The 14112-nt window shown below is 57.3% G+C and carries 14 protein-coding genes; 11 read left to right on the top strand and 3 right to left on the bottom strand.

The features are described from left to right. Nucleotides 1-2: 2 nt before the first annotated feature. The 3 genes from N7578_RS03965 to vapC are packed head-to-tail and all read left to right on the top strand — an operon-like array spanning nt 3 to nt 3106. Nucleotides 3-428: a response regulator gene (locus tag N7578_RS03965; protein WP_311110047.1), complete on the top strand. Its 426-nt coding sequence runs from the start codon at nt 3-5 to the stop codon at nt 426-428. Nucleotides 429-454: 26 nt separating this feature from the next. Then, a complete protein-coding gene (locus N7578_RS03960; RefSeq protein ID WP_311109002.1) occupies nt 455-2764 on the top strand; it encodes a GAF domain-containing protein in 2310 nt (769 codons plus the stop codon). Between the two features lie 27 nt (nt 2765-2791). Next, the gene (gene vapC, locus N7578_RS03955; protein WP_311109001.1) at nt 2792-3106 is read left to right on the top strand and encodes a tRNA(fMet)-specific endonuclease VapC; all 315 of its coding nucleotides are present in this window, start codon (nt 2792-2794) and stop codon (nt 3104-3106) included. 112 nt (nt 3107-3218) lie between these two features. Here vapC and N7578_RS03950 read toward each other — a convergent pair whose 3' ends face one another. Then, nucleotides 3219-3824, bottom strand: a complete 606-nt coding sequence (locus N7578_RS03950; protein WP_311109000.1) for a J domain-containing protein — start codon at nt 3822-3824, stop codon at nt 3219-3221. Nucleotides 3825-3980: 156 nt separating this feature from the next. On the opposite strand from N7578_RS03950, the gene N7578_RS03945 reads away from it, so the two are divergent. Together N7578_RS03945 and N7578_RS03940 are read left to right on the top strand one after the other, a co-directional pair. Next, nucleotides 3981-4649 carry a hypothetical protein gene (locus N7578_RS03945; RefSeq protein WP_311108999.1) on the top strand — a complete coding sequence of 223 codons (669 nt, stop codon included), beginning with the start codon at nt 3981-3983 and terminating at the stop codon, nt 4647-4649. Next, the gene (locus tag N7578_RS03940; RefSeq protein ID WP_311108998.1) at nt 4650-5471 is read left to right on the top strand and encodes a DUF429 domain-containing protein; all 822 of its coding nucleotides are present in this window, start codon (nt 4650-4652) and stop codon (nt 5469-5471) included. It begins immediately after the preceding gene. A gap of 298 nt (nt 5472-5769) precedes the next feature. Here N7578_RS03940 and N7578_RS03935 read toward each other — a convergent pair whose 3' ends face one another. Next, nucleotides 5770-6654, bottom strand: a complete 885-nt coding sequence (locus N7578_RS03935) for a LysR substrate-binding domain-containing protein (protein WP_311108997.1) — start codon at nt 6652-6654, stop codon at nt 5770-5772. Nucleotides 6655-6761: 107 nt separating this feature from the next. Between N7578_RS03935 and N7578_RS03930 the strand changes: the two genes are divergently transcribed. The 6 genes from N7578_RS03930 to amyA all read left to right on the top strand — a co-directional run bounded on the left by N7578_RS03930 (nt 6762) and on the right by amyA (nt 13645). Continuing rightward, on the top strand, nt 6762-7958 hold the full coding sequence (locus N7578_RS03930) for an aminotransferase class I/II-fold pyridoxal phosphate-dependent enzyme (protein ID WP_311108996.1): 1197 nt from the start codon (nt 6762-6764) through the stop codon (nt 7956-7958). Nucleotides 7959-7997: 39 nt separating this feature from the next. Further along, complete coding sequence (locus N7578_RS03925) at nt 7998-9023, top strand: amino acid ABC transporter substrate-binding protein (RefSeq protein WP_311108995.1); 1026 nt, start codon at nt 7998-8000, stop codon at nt 9021-9023. 16 nt (nt 9024-9039) lie between these two features. Further along, on the top strand, nt 9040-10164 hold the full coding sequence (locus N7578_RS03920; RefSeq protein ID WP_311108994.1) for an ABC transporter permease subunit: 1125 nt from the start codon (nt 9040-9042) through the stop codon (nt 10162-10164). Continuing rightward, nucleotides 10161-11267, top strand: coding sequence for an amino acid ABC transporter permease (locus N7578_RS03915; RefSeq protein ID WP_311108993.1), 1107 nt, complete (start codon nt 10161-10163; stop codon nt 11265-11267). The genes N7578_RS03920 and N7578_RS03915 overlap by 4 nt, the downstream gene beginning before the upstream one ends. After that, complete coding sequence (locus tag N7578_RS03910) at nt 11264-12028, top strand: amino acid ABC transporter ATP-binding protein (RefSeq protein WP_311108992.1); 765 nt, start codon at nt 11264-11266, stop codon at nt 12026-12028. The genes N7578_RS03915 and N7578_RS03910 overlap by 4 nt, the downstream gene beginning before the upstream one ends. A 129-nt stretch (nt 12029-12157) precedes the next feature. Beyond that, nucleotides 12158-13645: an alpha-amylase gene (gene amyA / locus N7578_RS03905; RefSeq protein WP_311108991.1), complete on the top strand. Its 1488-nt coding sequence runs from the start codon at nt 12158-12160 to the stop codon at nt 13643-13645. A gap of 98 nt (nt 13646-13743) precedes the next feature. Here amyA and N7578_RS03900 read toward each other — a convergent pair whose 3' ends face one another. Further along, the gene (locus N7578_RS03900) at nt 13744-14103 is read right to left on the bottom strand and encodes a DNA-binding protein (RefSeq protein WP_311110046.1); all 360 of its coding nucleotides are present in this window, start codon (nt 14101-14103) and stop codon (nt 13744-13746) included. Nucleotides 14104-14112: the final 9 nt, after the last annotated feature.

Below are 14112 nucleotides of genomic sequence, written 5' to 3'. Positions count from 1 at the left end.
TGGTGAAAATCTTGATTGTCGAAGACGAAGCTCTGCTGGCAATGGAACTCGAAAGCGAAGTGGAAGATGCCGGACACGAGATCGTCGGCGTCGCCGCCGACAGCAAGCAGGCTCTGTCGTTGATAGAAAAGACGTCACCGCAATTTGCCTTCGTAGACATCCAGTTGCTGGATGGCCCGAGTGGGATCGACGTTGGTCGACATCTTGCTTCCCGCTCGGTTCCATATGTCTTCGTTTCTGGTAATCTGAAGCGGATACCGGAAGATTTCGCAGGCGCGCTTGGCGCAATTGAGAAGCCTTACACGATGAACGGCTTGCAAAACGCGCTGCAATTCATTGAAACTATCGTCAGTGGTGATCCTCAATCAGCTACCGTACCGCCAAGCCTCGTTTTGTCACCCAATTTGCTCGCTGCATTGTCGGCGTGAAATGACTCCGTGATTAGGGATCGACCTTGAACTCACCATCTGAACGCATTGAAGCCGTTCGCAATTCTGGTTTGCTTGATGTTCAGGGCCAATCCGAATTCCAGGATATTATCGAAGTCGTGAAGGCTGGGTTGAGATGTCCGGTCGCCTTGATTTCGATTCTCGATGAGCACCGGCAAGTCTTCATCGCCCACCTTGGCCTTCCCGAGAAATGGGCCGAGGCAGCGGAAACGCCCCTGACGCATTCCTTCTGCCAGCACGTCGTTCGCGACAAGGCCCCCCTTATCATCGGGGATGCAACGCTTCATGACCTTGTCAGAGACAATCTGGCAATCACCGATCTGGGCGTGATTTCCTATATGGGTGTGCCTGTGACGATGCCTGATGGCATGGTGATTGGAGCATTGGCCGCAATTGACGGAGAGCCGCGAACCTGGACCGAAAGCGAGCTGGAACTGCTCAGTCGGATCGGCCGGGTCGCATCGAACCAGATTGCCACCTTCCTTTCTGAGCGGCGATGGGGAGCACTTTTCGAGCAACTGGAAGAAGGCATAGTCGTCGGCTCGGTGATACGTGATCTCGACGGGACGATTATTGACTGGCGATACGAGACGATCAATCCGGCGTGGAGCGTTTTGCTTGGCATACCAGGTGACGATGTTCCTGGCCAAACGATGCGAGGCGTCTTTCCCGATTTGGAGGAAGCATGGATTTCCGACGTCGCCCAAGCGATGGAGACGCGGCAAAGCAAGCGGTTCACGCGCAGGGTCGGTTTGCTGGATAGATGGTTCGACGGTTATGTCCAGGCCACCGGAGAAGATAAATTCGTCATCATCTTCGTCGATGTCACTGACCGCATGCAGGCAATTGAGGCGTTGCGCAACAGCGAGACGAAGCTGCGACTGATCGTTGAAGGCGCCAAGGACTACATCATCCTGACGCTCGATGAAGACCAGCGGATCACCAGCTGGTTCGGTGGAGCCGAGGAAACGTTTGGATGGTCCGAAACGGAGATGCTGGGCCGGCCCTTTGAGGAAATGTTCACGGAGGAAGATCGCGCGGCGAGTATTCCGCAGCTTGAGATCGAAACGGCGGCTCGCGACGGTGTTGCGCCCGACCGCCGATGGCACCTCGCAGCCGATGGTACGAGGGTATTTCTCGACGGCACGATGCGGCCGCTGCCAAACCATTCATCATCCCATCTGTCGGGCTTCATCAAGGTTGCAAGAAACGCGACGGCACAGAAACTGTCGCAGGACCGGCAGCTCGCCTTCCTGGAACTCGGAGAAAAGATTCGCGAGGTCGACACTGTCGCCGAAGTCGCTTTCGCAGCAGCGGAGATCATGGCCCGCAATCTGCAAGGAGCGACGAGGGCCGGTTATGGCATCGTTGATCCCATTGCCGAGACCGTCGAGATACTTCCCGACTGGCGTGCGACGGGAATGTTCACCGTTGCAGGCCTTCACTATTTCCGCGACTATGGATCATATATTGAGGATCTGAAGCGCGGCGAGCTGATCATCATATCGGACGTCGCTACAGATCCAAGAACCTCGGATTCGGCGGAGCTTCTGAATTCGCTGGGTATTTCCGTTCTTGTCAATGTCCCGATTCTTGAACGGGGCGCTTTCGTCGGCGTCATGTTTGTTCATTATGAAAAGCCGCATGAGTTCTCGCCCGAAGAACGTGACTTCGTGCGCACGATTGCCGACCGGACACGCGAGGCGATCGCCAGGATACGCGCCGAGCAGGACCAGCAGGTTCTCAATCACGAAATAAGCCATCGTCTCAAAAACACGATGGCGATGGTTCAGGCGATCGCGACCCAGACCCTGCGGCCGGTCACGGACAGAGCGCCTGTCGAGGCCTTTACCAACAGGTTGCACGCCCTGTCCAAGGCGCATGAAGTTCTGCTCAATCATGACTGGTCCAATACTCGCATGATGACTGTCATCGATCCCGTGCTCCGGCAGCTTTCCCTTCCGGATCGCTACCGTCTGTCGGGCGTAGACCTCGAAGTTGGTCCAAGGACTGCCTTGAGCCTTGCGCTTCTGATGCATGAACTCGGCACAAATGCGCTCAAATACGGGGCGTGGTCCAGCGCTGCGGGAAGCGTCGTTGTGACTTGGGAAATCCAAGCCCTCGGTGGTGAAAGTACGCTCGTTCTCGAATGGAATGAAAAAGATGGTCCCCCCGTGGTGGTACCGTCCGGCAAAGGATTTGGGTCCAAGCTCATCCGTCTGGGCCTGATGGGAAATGGGGGCGTAGAAATCGATTATGATCCCGATGGAGTGCGCGTAACCATGCATGCGCTGGTTTCACAGCTTGGGCAGTGACATCCCGTTGAAGCGATCCGGGCGAGTATGCGCTACCGGTTCCAGATCGTCCCGGTAGGGTGGCTGTCATTCCTCTGTGCGGAGAAATCGGCTAGCCCAGAACGCAACCTGGCCGTCGTCGAGGGGTTCGCGGCTCGCCTGGAAGTGCTAACTTATGACGATATAGCAGCCATCCATACTGGCCAGTTGCGTGCTGAGCTTGCACGCAGCGGAATGCCCATTGGTCCATACGATCAATTGATCGCAGGACATGCCCGTTCGCGCGGATTGATTATTGTCACAAACAACCGCCGCGAGTTTGATCGCGTGGACGGCTTACGCGTCGAAGATTGGACCGTCTGACCCACTCCAATTGTCCTGACCGTTTGTCCAATCCAACGAGGCTAGACAAGATTTTACTGGGGCGCTGATTCTGATCTCATCAGAACCCAAAAAAGCCTGTCGCGAACAGATCTCAGCAGAACCCGTTTAATTTAAGAATTCTGTAGGCTCCAATTGCAGCGCGGAGCTCGTCCTCAGAATTGCGATCTCCGTCGTTCGCGTCGGGATGATGCATCTTGAGCCTTTCCTTGTAACGACTCCTGATTTCGCTGGCTGTTGCCTGAGTAGAAAGGCCAAGGGTTTCGAACGCTTTGGCTTCGAGTGCCTTCAGCTTTCTTACTTGCTGACCGACCTTTGTCTGTCCCTGTGTGCTGGTTCTGCGAGCATTGAGCGTCTTCGCTGAGCCGGAACGTTCGGTTGACGGTATGGGTATCTCCGTCGGGTCCTGAACACGAGTTCCCAAGGTTGGCCGAGAACCGAGCGTGGCCTCTTTTTGATAACGGGCGACATCGGGATTCGTTGGTGCTGCCGTGTAGCTGTATCCCTTGTTGTAATCTTTAACATGCTCAAGACAGAACAGAAGGAAAAGCCCTTCACCACCTGCTCCCACGGGAGCGCGGTGGGTACCGCTTCTTTCGCACCCATCCCACTGACATCTTGGACCTGAAGGTTCGCTCGCAGAAGGAGACCTCGTACGAGTGGACCGGAGCCCGACGAATATTTTCGAATCTTGCGTCATAGCTACCTTATGGACCCAGAGTTCCACCCGGGCAACGCCGAGAAGTACAAGTGCTTATCTTTACCTTGAGTGAAAGGGGGGCAGGGCGATCCTTGCCCATAGGGGTACTGGTGCGTATCATGTGTTCGACCCAGCTTTAGCCGGATTTGGGATGGAATGATCTCGCAACTCGACGTCTTCGCAGCTCCTGTTTCGCCAACCGTGGCGCAAACTGCCCGACCGTCGGTTGCCGCGAACGGCATGAGAGGCGCTGATGATGAAGATATGGCGCGTCATCTGGAAGCGATCGGCAACTACCGCATCTTGCGAAAACTTCAGCCACGGCCGGAATTTCCACGTCAATGGGTTATTGTCGATACAGAAGCCACAGGCCCGAACTATCGAACCGACAAGATCATAGAAATCGACTGGCCGGCGCGCGGCTTCGAGGGCATCAAACTCGGTTATCTGATCCGCCAATCAGGATGTTTCCACGAAGGCAATCGTGCGGTTGCTGATTGTTTCGCCCTTTTGGAATCGCCTCGCCAAGTCCCGTCGGACGCAATCGTCACGCCGTTCGTGGAACTTTATCAGGCCAGCCAACGCTCTCGAGTTCGCATTTTTGCTGAGAATAGCCCTTTCGACATGAAGGATCACCTGAAGGCGCGGGGTTACCGCCGGGCGGACGGTTCCGACGGCCGCCCGAAATCCTGGTGGGTGGGATTGTCCGAAGAGAAGCTGGACAAAGAACTGCATTTTTCGCGGCTCGAAATCTATGGCTGGCACGCCGATCCGCCGGTCAAGTATCTGACGGCTTGCGATTGCTTCTGGTCTCGGGCGCGGTAAATGACATCCATTCTGGGAATTGATGCAGCCTGGACGGCGACACAGCCGAGTGGCGTCGCGTTGGTTTCCTCCGTGGACGACAATTGGCGTCTTATCTTCGCGGGCCCGTCCTACCGTCACCTTTTGGACCTCGCCGGGGAGGGTGTGGTGTCTATTTCCCGACCGTCAGGCTCGGTCCCTGAGGCCGTGGCTATCCTTGCTGCTGCGGAGGAAATCGCTGGAGTTCCGGTCGACCTTGTTGCCATGGACATGCCTCTTTCTCTCGAGCCGATCAGAGCACGACGAGTTTCAGACAATCTTGTTTCGACTCACTATGGCGCCCGGCATTGCAGCACGCACACGCCGAGTGCGATGAGGCCCGGCAAAATCAGCGACGATCTGAGAAGCAGTTTTGAACAGTGCGGATACAAACTGCTGACGAAAGAGGTTGCTACGCCAGGCCTGTTGGAAGTCTACCCGCATCCGGCCTTGGTCGAATTGATGCGCGCCGAAAGGCGTCTGCCCTACAAGCACGGGAAAATCCGTAATTACTGGCCAGGGGAAAGCCGCACCAGCCGCCGCGCCAAGCTTTTCGAAACCTGGCGGATGATCGTTGCCTGCCTTGATCAGAACCTGGCAGGCGCCTCTGCTGTTTTGCAGCTTCCTCCGTTTGAGGCACCGTCATGGCAAATGAAGGCGTTCGAGGATATGCTCGACGCGGTCATCTGCGCATGGGTTGGGATATGCGCCTTCGAGGGCTCTGCCGTGCCGTTCGGGGACGAGACCTCGGCAATCTGGATTCCCAGATCAGAGCGTCTGGCGTTGCCTCGGAGCCTGCGATGATCCAACGCCTGTGGCAACGGATCGAACCGTCGGGCGATCAGCCGCCGTTGACAGGATGATGCCAGGCGCCTTGCTGCCGCTGACCCGGTCAACGACTCTTACGAGGCGCAGCGAAGGGCTGCGTGCTGCGATGGACTTCGAGGTCGTCACGACAATTGTCGATCATGAGCGCCCGGTCGCTAACGAGCACGTATGTCATGCTTCGCGGCCAGTGAATCATCCAATATTTTCGATTGCTCGCTGCACCTAACAGCGGGAGTGTCGGTTGGTATCTGAGAATGAGCATGTCTGACGACGGTCATTGGAAAACCGAAAGCTTCATCACTTCGTCGACAAAGTCGGCAACGATGCGCGAAGGATAGCGGTTTTGGGGTAGCACCAGCAGAGTGCGGAAATAAATCGCAGGATTGAACGGGATGATCGTCACGCCACGACCCACATAGGGTTCGGCTGTCATGGGGTTGACCAGGCCGATGCCAAGTCCTGCCTGCACCATGGCGCAGATGGTGGTGGAATATGGCGTTTCCAGCACGACCCTCAGTTTGGTCGACCGGTCTCGAAAGATAGCTTCGGCGGCACGTCGCGTCGTGTCTTCCGGAGACAGGGCAATAAAGGCTTCCCCGTCCAGATCCTGGGGGGTCAATTCGGTGGCTTGCTCCAAGCGGTGTCCCGCGGGAACCGCGATGGCGGCACGATAACGCGCAAAGGGCCGAACATCGACGCCTTCGGTTTCGATCTCGTCGGCGGCCAAGCCGACATCGATCTGCCCCGAGGCCACCAAATCCTTCACGGTCGAAGACAATTGCGCTTGAAACGCAATGGCGACATTCGGATGTCGCGCCTGAAAGCCGCGCAGAGCCCGGGGGAGGATGTTCGTGCTCAGCGCGGATAGGCTTGCGACCTTGATTTCGCCTGATCCGAAATCGCGAATTCTCGCAGCCGCGCTTTTCAGCCGTGTGAGACCGGAGAACGAACTCTCGACCTCCTTGAAAAAGATGTTCGCCTCGGCGGTCGGAAACATACGACCGCGTTCACGCCTGAACAGGGCAAACCCGATATCGCGCTCCAGTTCCTGGATCGCCTTGCTAACTGCTGGCTGGGAAATGCGCAGCACCTCAGCGGCTCGCGAGGCGGTGATGTTGGTCATCACGGCGTGAAACACCTCGACCTGACGAATGTTCATTCGACACCTCATAACTAAAAAGAATAAAGTGGCATGATATTGATATTGGACGGAATTGATATGCCGATGTTTTAATCCGCTGAAGAAATTGCTCAGGATGAAGCGGAATGAAAGATCTTACCCAGTGTGTTGTAACGCCGGACGTCAATGTTGACGGGTTTGAAGCCCTTGGTGTCGCAACGCACCGGGCATCCACCATCGTCTTCGAGAATGCGGAAGCCTACGCGACGCGTGGCCAGCGCGGCCATGATGGTTACACCTACGGGCTCTACGGCACGCCAACGACCCGCACGTTGGAAGCAAAGCTAACGGCGCTGGAGCAGGGCGTTCGCACATTTCTCGTGCCATCGGGGCAGGCGGCGAACGCGATTGCGTCACTTCCGTTCTTGAAGGGCGGTGACAAGATCCTGATTGCGGATACCGCCTATCCGCCTATGCGTGATTTCGCCAACCAGGATCTGGCGCGTTTCGGTGTCGAGGTTGCCTACTACGATCCCGTCTCGATCGAAGATCTCACGGCAAAGATTGATAACCACACAAAGCTCGTCTGGTGTGAATCCCCCGGCTCGACGACAATGGAAATCCAGGATCTCCCCGCGATTGCAGCCATTGCGCATCGACAGGGTGCGCTTGTCGGCTGCGACAACACCTGGGCAACGCCACTCAACTACAAACCGCTGACGCTCGGAGCCGATATCGTCACGGAAGCCCTGACGAAATATGTCTCCGGTCACTCCGATGTTTTGATGGGGTCGATCACCGTGCGATCTAAGGACCTCATTGCGCCGATCCGAGCTACGCTCGGGCGCTTCGGAATCGGTGTGTCTCCCGATGATGCATCGCTCGTGTTACGCGGCATGGAAACGCTCGGCGTCCGCCTCAGGCATGCCGCAGATGGCGCCTCGAAGCTGATCGAGTGGATCTCCTGCCACCCTCTGGTCGGGCGCGTGCTGTTTCCGGCTCTGCCGGGCAATCAGGGACACGAGATCTGGAAACGGGATTTCCTTGGGACAAGCGGGGTGTTCGGGGTCGTCTTGACACCCGACGCAGTCCCACACGCCGCCGCCGCGCTCGACGTCTTGAAAACGATTGCCATCGGCGCCTCCTGGGGCGGAACGCGAAGCCTTATCGCGCCCATGCCGGTTCGTCAGAACCGCACGGCCACTGTCTGGGGGCAAGACGACCTCGTGCTGCGCATCAGTGTCGGGCTTGAAGACCCGACGGACCTCCAGGACGACATCGAGGCATTTTTTGCCGAGATCCTCCGCCGGACGTCGCAGGCCAAACTGGTGCGGGCAAGCTGACCATCGCTAAAAACGCACTCAACAATAAAGGGGAATGACATGCGTTCGAAAATTCTTGGACTGAGCTTCCTGCTCACAAGCATGCTATCGGCCGGCCTGTCACCGGCGGTGGCGGGACCAACGCTTGAGGCCGTCAAGGCGCGCGGATTTCTGAAATGCGCGTCAAGCCAGGGTACTGTCGGCTTTGGTGCGCCCGATGAGAAGGGCTATTGGCGAGGCCTCGATGTAGAGACCTGCCGGGCCGTGGCGGTCGCCATCTTCAATGACAAGGACAAGGTGGAATTCGTTCCGTTGAGCGGGCAGCAGCGCGTGCCGGCCTTGCAGACCGGTGAAATCGACATCCTGCCGCGCACGTTCACCTGGACCTTGCGCCGTGATGCCAACGGCCTGAACTTCACGACGCCGAACTATTACGAGTTTACCGGCTTCATGATGCCGAAGGCGCTTGGCGTGACGAAGGTGGAGGACATGTCCGGCGCGTCGGTCTGCGTTCAGACGGGCTCCACCACCGAGGTGGTCGCCAATGATGTGTCGAAGGAACATAATCTCGGGCTGAAGCCGGTCGTCTTCGAAAACAGCTCCGCCGTCAGCCAGGCGTTCTTCTCCGGACGTTGCGATGCCCTCATCACCGATGCGGCGGCGCTCGCTTCCATTCGCGCGACATCCGCGAAAAATCCCGACGATTACATCATCTTCCCGGCCACCCGGTTCATGGATGCGTTGACGCCCGCCGTTCGTCATGGCGACGATCAATGGCTCGATATCGTCAACTGGTCGATCCAGGCCCTGATCGCCGGCGAGCAATTGGGCGTAACGCAGGCCAATGCCACCGAGATGCAGAAATCCGAAGATCCCCGCGTCAAGCGCTTCCTCGGCGTTGAGCCAGGAAACGGTTCGGCACTTGGCCTCGACGAGAGGTTTGCGTCCAACATCATCGCTCAACTCGGCAACTACGGTGAAATGTTTGACCGCAACGTCGGCAAGGATAGCCCGCTGAAGCTGGAGCGCGGCGCAAATCGTCTCTACTCCGACGGCGGGCTGATGTTCCCGCTGGCATTTCAGTAAGCTCGCGGAGGCCGGCATGCTCTTCGCACTCTGGGACAATCGTCGCATTCGAGACAGTGCGCTTCAGGTCTTGCTGTTGGCAGGCTTTGCCGGTCTTCTTTTCTGGCTTTGCTCGAATACGGCGGCCAATCTCGCCGCCCGAGGTATCCGGGTTGGTTTCGACTATCTGAGCCGGCAGGCGAACTTTCCGATTTCGGAAAGTGTCCTGCCCTATGATCCTTCCGATACATTCGGCTGGGCCTACGTGATCGGCGTGACCAACACCGCTGTTATCTCGTTTACCGCGATTGCCATCTCGACACTCGTCGGCCTGATGATCGCTCTCGTCCGGCTGTCGAACAATCCCTTGGCGTCGAAGATGGCGGCATTGTTTGTCGGCGTTATCCGCAACATGCCGCTCATCGTGCAACTCCTCTTCTGGTATGCGCTGGCAACGACCTTGCTGCCGGCGCCGCGTCTGGCATTCAACCCGCTGCCCGGCTTCTACCTATCGCTGCGGGGACTTTATATTCCGACGATCTCGCTGGGGCCGCAGGCCGCTCCTTTCGCTGTTGTCTGCCTTGGCGTGCTCATTGCCGCCGTCATCATGCATCAATGGGCGCCGAAACCCCTCTGGTCGTTGGGCAAATGGGTTCTGCTTAGCAGTCTGCTTCTAGGTGTTGTTGCGCTCCTCCGCCCGTCGGCCAGCTTTCCTGAATTGAAGGGCTTCAATTTCGTCGGGGGGCTTCGCCTGTCGCCGGAATTTGCCGCCCTTATGCTCGGTCTCGTCCTCTACACCTCGGTTTTCATAAGCGAAGTCATCCGCGGTGGGATAGAAGCTGTCTCGCGCGGTCAATGGGAAGCCGGACGAGCGGTCGGTCTGTCCGAACGGCACGTCTTGTTCCGTATCATCATTCCACAGGCGTTGCGGATCATCGTTCCTCCCATGACCTCCCAGTATCTGTCGACGGTGAAGAACACGACCCTGGCGCTGGCTGTCGGATATCCGGAACTCGGCCTCGTGGTCGGAACGGTCATCAATCAGACAGGCCAGGCCATTGAGAGCATTTCCATCCTTCTGGCCGTCTTCCTTACAATCAGCATCGCGGTGTCGATGTTCATGAACTGGTACAATGCCCATGTGGCACTGGTGACGCGATGACAAGTCTTTCCATTTCGCACGGCCATGTGGCCGCCGACATAGTGCCCGCACGGGAAGCGCCGCCGATCAAGCGGATTCCCATCCTCAAGATGCTGTTTGGCGATATCCTGAGCGCGGCTCTTACAGTCGGCGCGCTGATGACGATCCTGGCACTGATGCCGGCCTTCCAGTGGGGTCTTGTGGATGCCACCTGGACAACCTCGGATCCTGCGGCCTGCCGCGCCGGCGGGGCATGCTGGGCCTTCATCGGCGCCAAACTGCGTTTCATCCTCTTCGGCCTCTACCCTCCCGAAGAACAGTGGCGCCCGATGATCGTGATGAACCTCATGGTGTTGATGGTTCTGGTGTCGCTGTCGCCAGCGCTCTGGGGACGGAAGCTGGTCATCGCATGGTTGGCAGCCGTGGCCATGATGCTTGGCCTGATGTGGGGTGGCGTTGCGGGCATGTCCTTTGTGCCGACATCGCAATGGGGCGGTCTGCCGGTCACCCTCCTGCTCGCCCTGCTGTCACTGGGATGCGGCTTCCCCTTCGCCGTTTTTCTGGCGCTTGGGCGGCGTTCATCACTGCCGATCCCTAAGTTCCTGTCCGTCGGGCTGATCGAGACGATCCGCGGGCTTCCACTTGTCGGGCTGCTGTTTGTTGCCTCCATCCTGCTTCCTCTGCTCCTGCCGCCAACCTGGACGATCGACAAGCTCGGGCGCACCTTCGCAGCGCTAACGGTCTTTGCGGCGGCCTATCTTGCCGAAGTCATTCGAGGCGGGTTGCAAGCCATCCCCTGCGGTCAGGTCGAAGCGGCGAAGGCGCTCGGCATTCCCCATTGGAAGGCGATCCAGCATATCGTCATGCCGCAAGCCATTCAGAAGGTCATCCCGCCGCTGACCAATACGGCGATCGTCATGGTCAAGAACACCAGTCTGGTGATGATCGTCGGCGTGTTCGACATGTTGAGCGCCGGTCGCTCGGCGGCCATGGACCCTGTCTGGCCTGCTCCCTATCGGGAAGCCTATCTGTTCGTCGGCCTCATCTATTTCGCGCTCTGCGTTGCCATCTCCTATTATGCCCGCTGGCTTGAACTGCGTGTAAAAGCAAAGGATTACCGATGATGTCCGCTGAACAGCCGTCCAACCATGAGCCGTGTGCCATTGTGATCCGCAATCTCGACAAGTGGTATGGCAGTTACCACGCGCTGCGGAATGTCACCCTGTCGGTCAAGCCGGGCGAGCGCATCGTTATCTGCGGACCGTCCGGTTCCGGCAAATCAACGCTCATCCGGTGTGTCAACCATCTGGAGGAGCACCAGCAGGGCGAGATCGTCGTCAATGGTGTGACCTTGAACGACAGCCTGAGAAACATCGATGCGATCCGCCGCGATGTCGGGATGGTGTTTCAGCACTTCAACCTGTTCCCGCATCTGACTGTTCTGGAGAACTGTGCGCTGCCACAGGTTCTGTCACGCGGGACGCCGAGAAAGCTCGCCGAAGAACGTGGAATGCAATTGTTGGAACGGGTGCGGATACCGGAGCAAGCGCTGAAGTATCCTGGCCAGCTTTCCGGTGGCCAGCAGCAGCGTGTTGCGATCGCGCGCGCGTTGTGCATGTCACCGAAGATCATGCTCTTCGATGAACCGACATCGGCCCTTGACCCGGAAATGGTGAAGGAGGTCCTGGAGACGATGGTTGCTCTTGCCGAGGACGGCATGACGATGATCGTCGTCACCCATGAGATGGGCTTTGCCCGGCGTGTGGCAGACCGTGTCGTGTTCATGGACAGGGGCGCCATCGTCGAAAGCAGTGCACCCGATGCCTTCTTCGACACCCCGGCCCATGAGCGGACAAAAAGCTTCCTCAGCCAGATCGTTCACTAACCAGCGCGGGTTGGGTGTGAGGGCGGACGAACCACGACTGCAGAGCAGAGAAACACACCGGGACATCACATCAAGAAACCAAACGCCCTCGCAGCCGTTAAGACATGGAATGGGTCAACGGGGTAGCAGATGTTCAAACGCACTCTCCTGCAATTTTTTCATTGGTACAGTCCGGCGGACGGAAAAATCTGGGAAGAGCTCGCCCAGGAAGCAGAGGCGCTTGCTACTTTGGGGATAACCGATGTCTGGCTGCCTCCCGCTTACAAGGGCGCCAGCGGGGCTTCGTCTGTAGGTTATGATACATATGATCTCTTCGATTTGGGAGAGTTTGACCAGAAAGGCAGTATCGCTACGAAGTACGGTGATAGAGCCTCGCTTGAAGCGGCGTGCCGCTCACTGGAAGCACACGGCCTGCGCGCCATTCATGACGTCGTATTCAATCACAAGATGGGTGCTGACGAAAAGGAAAGCGTGATGGTTCGGCGGGTGAACCCCGAAGACCGCACGGAGATTGAAAATGAAGAGTTCAAGGCGCTCGCCCATACGCGCTTCACCTTTCCCGGTCGAAACGGGCAGCACTCCGAGTTCATCTGGGACAAGCAATGTTTCAGCGGTGTTGATGTCATCGAGCAGCCGGATGAAAGCGGCGTCTTCAAGCTTGTGAACGAGTACGGCGACGGACAATGGAATGAGGAAGTCGATGAGGAACTCGGCAATTTCGACTATCTGATGGGGGCCGATGTCGAATTCCGTAACAAGGCTGTTTATGAGGAACTGAAATACTGGGGCCGCTGGCTGAGCGATCAGGTCCAGGTCGGAGGCTTTCGTCTCGACGCCGCCAAACATATACCCGCATGGTTCTTTCGCGATTGGGTCGGCCACATGCGAGAAAGTGTCGATCCGGAACTCTTTGTCGTCGCCGAATACTGGCATCCTGACATGGCAGCGCTCGGCTCATATCTCGAACTCGTCGACAGGCAGTTGATGCTGTTCGACGTGGCGCTTCATTACAATTTCCACGACGCCTCGAAACAGGGCGCTGATTTTGACATGCGCACGATTTTTGATGGGTCGCTCGTTGCATCGATGCCTGACCACGCCGTAACGCTCGTTGACAATCATGACACCCAGCCATTGCAATCGCTGGAAGCATCTGTTGAGCCATGGTTCAAACCGCTTGCCTATGCCCTGATCCTGCTGCGGGAACAAGGCGTTCCGTGCGTGTTCTATCCAGATCTCTATGGCGCATCCTACCGCGATGAAGGTGACGATGGTAATGAGCACGATATCGATATGCCGGCTATCAGTTGCCTCCCAAAACTTATCGAGGCACGCCGTCGTTTTGCGCATGGCGATCAGACGGATCTTTTCAACGATCCTTCATGCGTGGGCTTCATCCGCCACGGAACGGACGTGGAACCCGGCTGCGTTGTGCTTCTTTCCAATGCGGATGCGGGAGAGAAATCAGTTGATTTCGGATCCCACTTTGCCGGACAGACTTTCCGTGACTTTCTCGGACATCATGACGAGGAAATTCATATTGGTGTCGATGGCAAGGCGACCTTCATGGTGAATGGGGGCAGCGTGGGCGTATGGGTCTGCATCACCGATTTATAGAGGTACGCCAAGACCGCGCCACCCGCGCGCTTAAGGGCAGTCCCTGACGCTTCCGAATTGCTTTGCAAGTGTTCTGCAGCGCGGAAAACTACACGCGCTTATTCCTGAACGTCTATGAGTGCGAGACCGAGTTCTGGATGGAATCTTCGTTTCAGCTGCGACGGCGTTTCATGGATAACGACTTCCAGCGTAGGTTTGACGATGCCTTTCAGGAAATGTCCTCCCCGTGTATGTCCATCCGAAAACCCTAGGACCGCATGCAGATGTGGAAGCGGCGTTCCATCTGCATCCAAAGTTATGTCCCCCACCAGACTGAGAACCTCAGTTTGGCCTTCTACGGGGATTTCTCGATACTGTTTCGTCTCAACCTCAAAAAAGGCCAGTATGGCACTCTCAAAGGCGCCGATACCCGTGACAGAGGCGGCGTTGATGTTGTTCTCCTTGGCAAATGCCGTGATGGCGGTGAA

The organism is Agrobacterium tumefaciens (assembly GCF_031801495.1).
Taxonomy (GTDB): domain Bacteria; phylum Pseudomonadota; class Alphaproteobacteria; order Rhizobiales; family Rhizobiaceae; genus Agrobacterium; species Agrobacterium tumefaciens_K.
The sequence above is the reverse complement of the archived record's forward strand: the minus strand, read 5'-3'. Positions and strand labels throughout refer to the sequence as shown.

Excerpts from the sequence above, each read along its gene's own strand:
- N7578_RS03940 (WP_311108998.1), top strand. The coding sequence starts at position 4,650 with ATGACATCCATTCTGGGAATTGATGCAGCCTGGACGGCGACACAGCCG.
- N7578_RS03930 (WP_311108996.1), top strand. The coding sequence starts at position 6,762 with ATGAAAGATCTTACCCAGTGTGTTGTAACGCCGGACGTCAATGTTGAC.
- vapC (WP_311109001.1), top strand. The coding sequence starts at position 2,792 with ATGCGCTACCGGTTCCAGATCGTCCCGGTAGGGTGGCTGTCATTCCTC.
- N7578_RS03915 (WP_311108993.1), top strand. The coding sequence starts at position 10,161 with ATGACAAGTCTTTCCATTTCGCACGGCCATGTGGCCGCCGACATAGTG.
- N7578_RS03920 (WP_311108994.1), top strand. The coding sequence starts at position 9,040 with ATGCTCTTCGCACTCTGGGACAATCGTCGCATTCGAGACAGTGCGCTT.
- N7578_RS03910 (WP_311108992.1), top strand. The coding sequence starts at position 11,264 with ATGATGTCCGCTGAACAGCCGTCCAACCATGAGCCGTGTGCCATTGTG.
- N7578_RS03945 (WP_311108999.1), top strand. The coding sequence starts at position 3,981 with ATGATCTCGCAACTCGACGTCTTCGCAGCTCCTGTTTCGCCAACCGTG.
- amyA (WP_311108991.1), top strand. The coding sequence starts at position 12,158 with ATGTTCAAACGCACTCTCCTGCAATTTTTTCATTGGTACAGTCCGGCG.
- N7578_RS03950 (WP_311109000.1), bottom strand. The coding sequence starts at position 3,824 with ATGACGCAAGATTCGAAAATATTCGTCGGGCTCCGGTCCACTCGTACG.
- N7578_RS03935 (WP_311108997.1), bottom strand. The coding sequence starts at position 6,654 with ATGAACATTCGTCAGGTCGAGGTGTTTCACGCCGTGATGACCAACATC.
- N7578_RS03925 (WP_311108995.1), top strand. The coding sequence starts at position 7,998 with ATGCGTTCGAAAATTCTTGGACTGAGCTTCCTGCTCACAAGCATGCTA.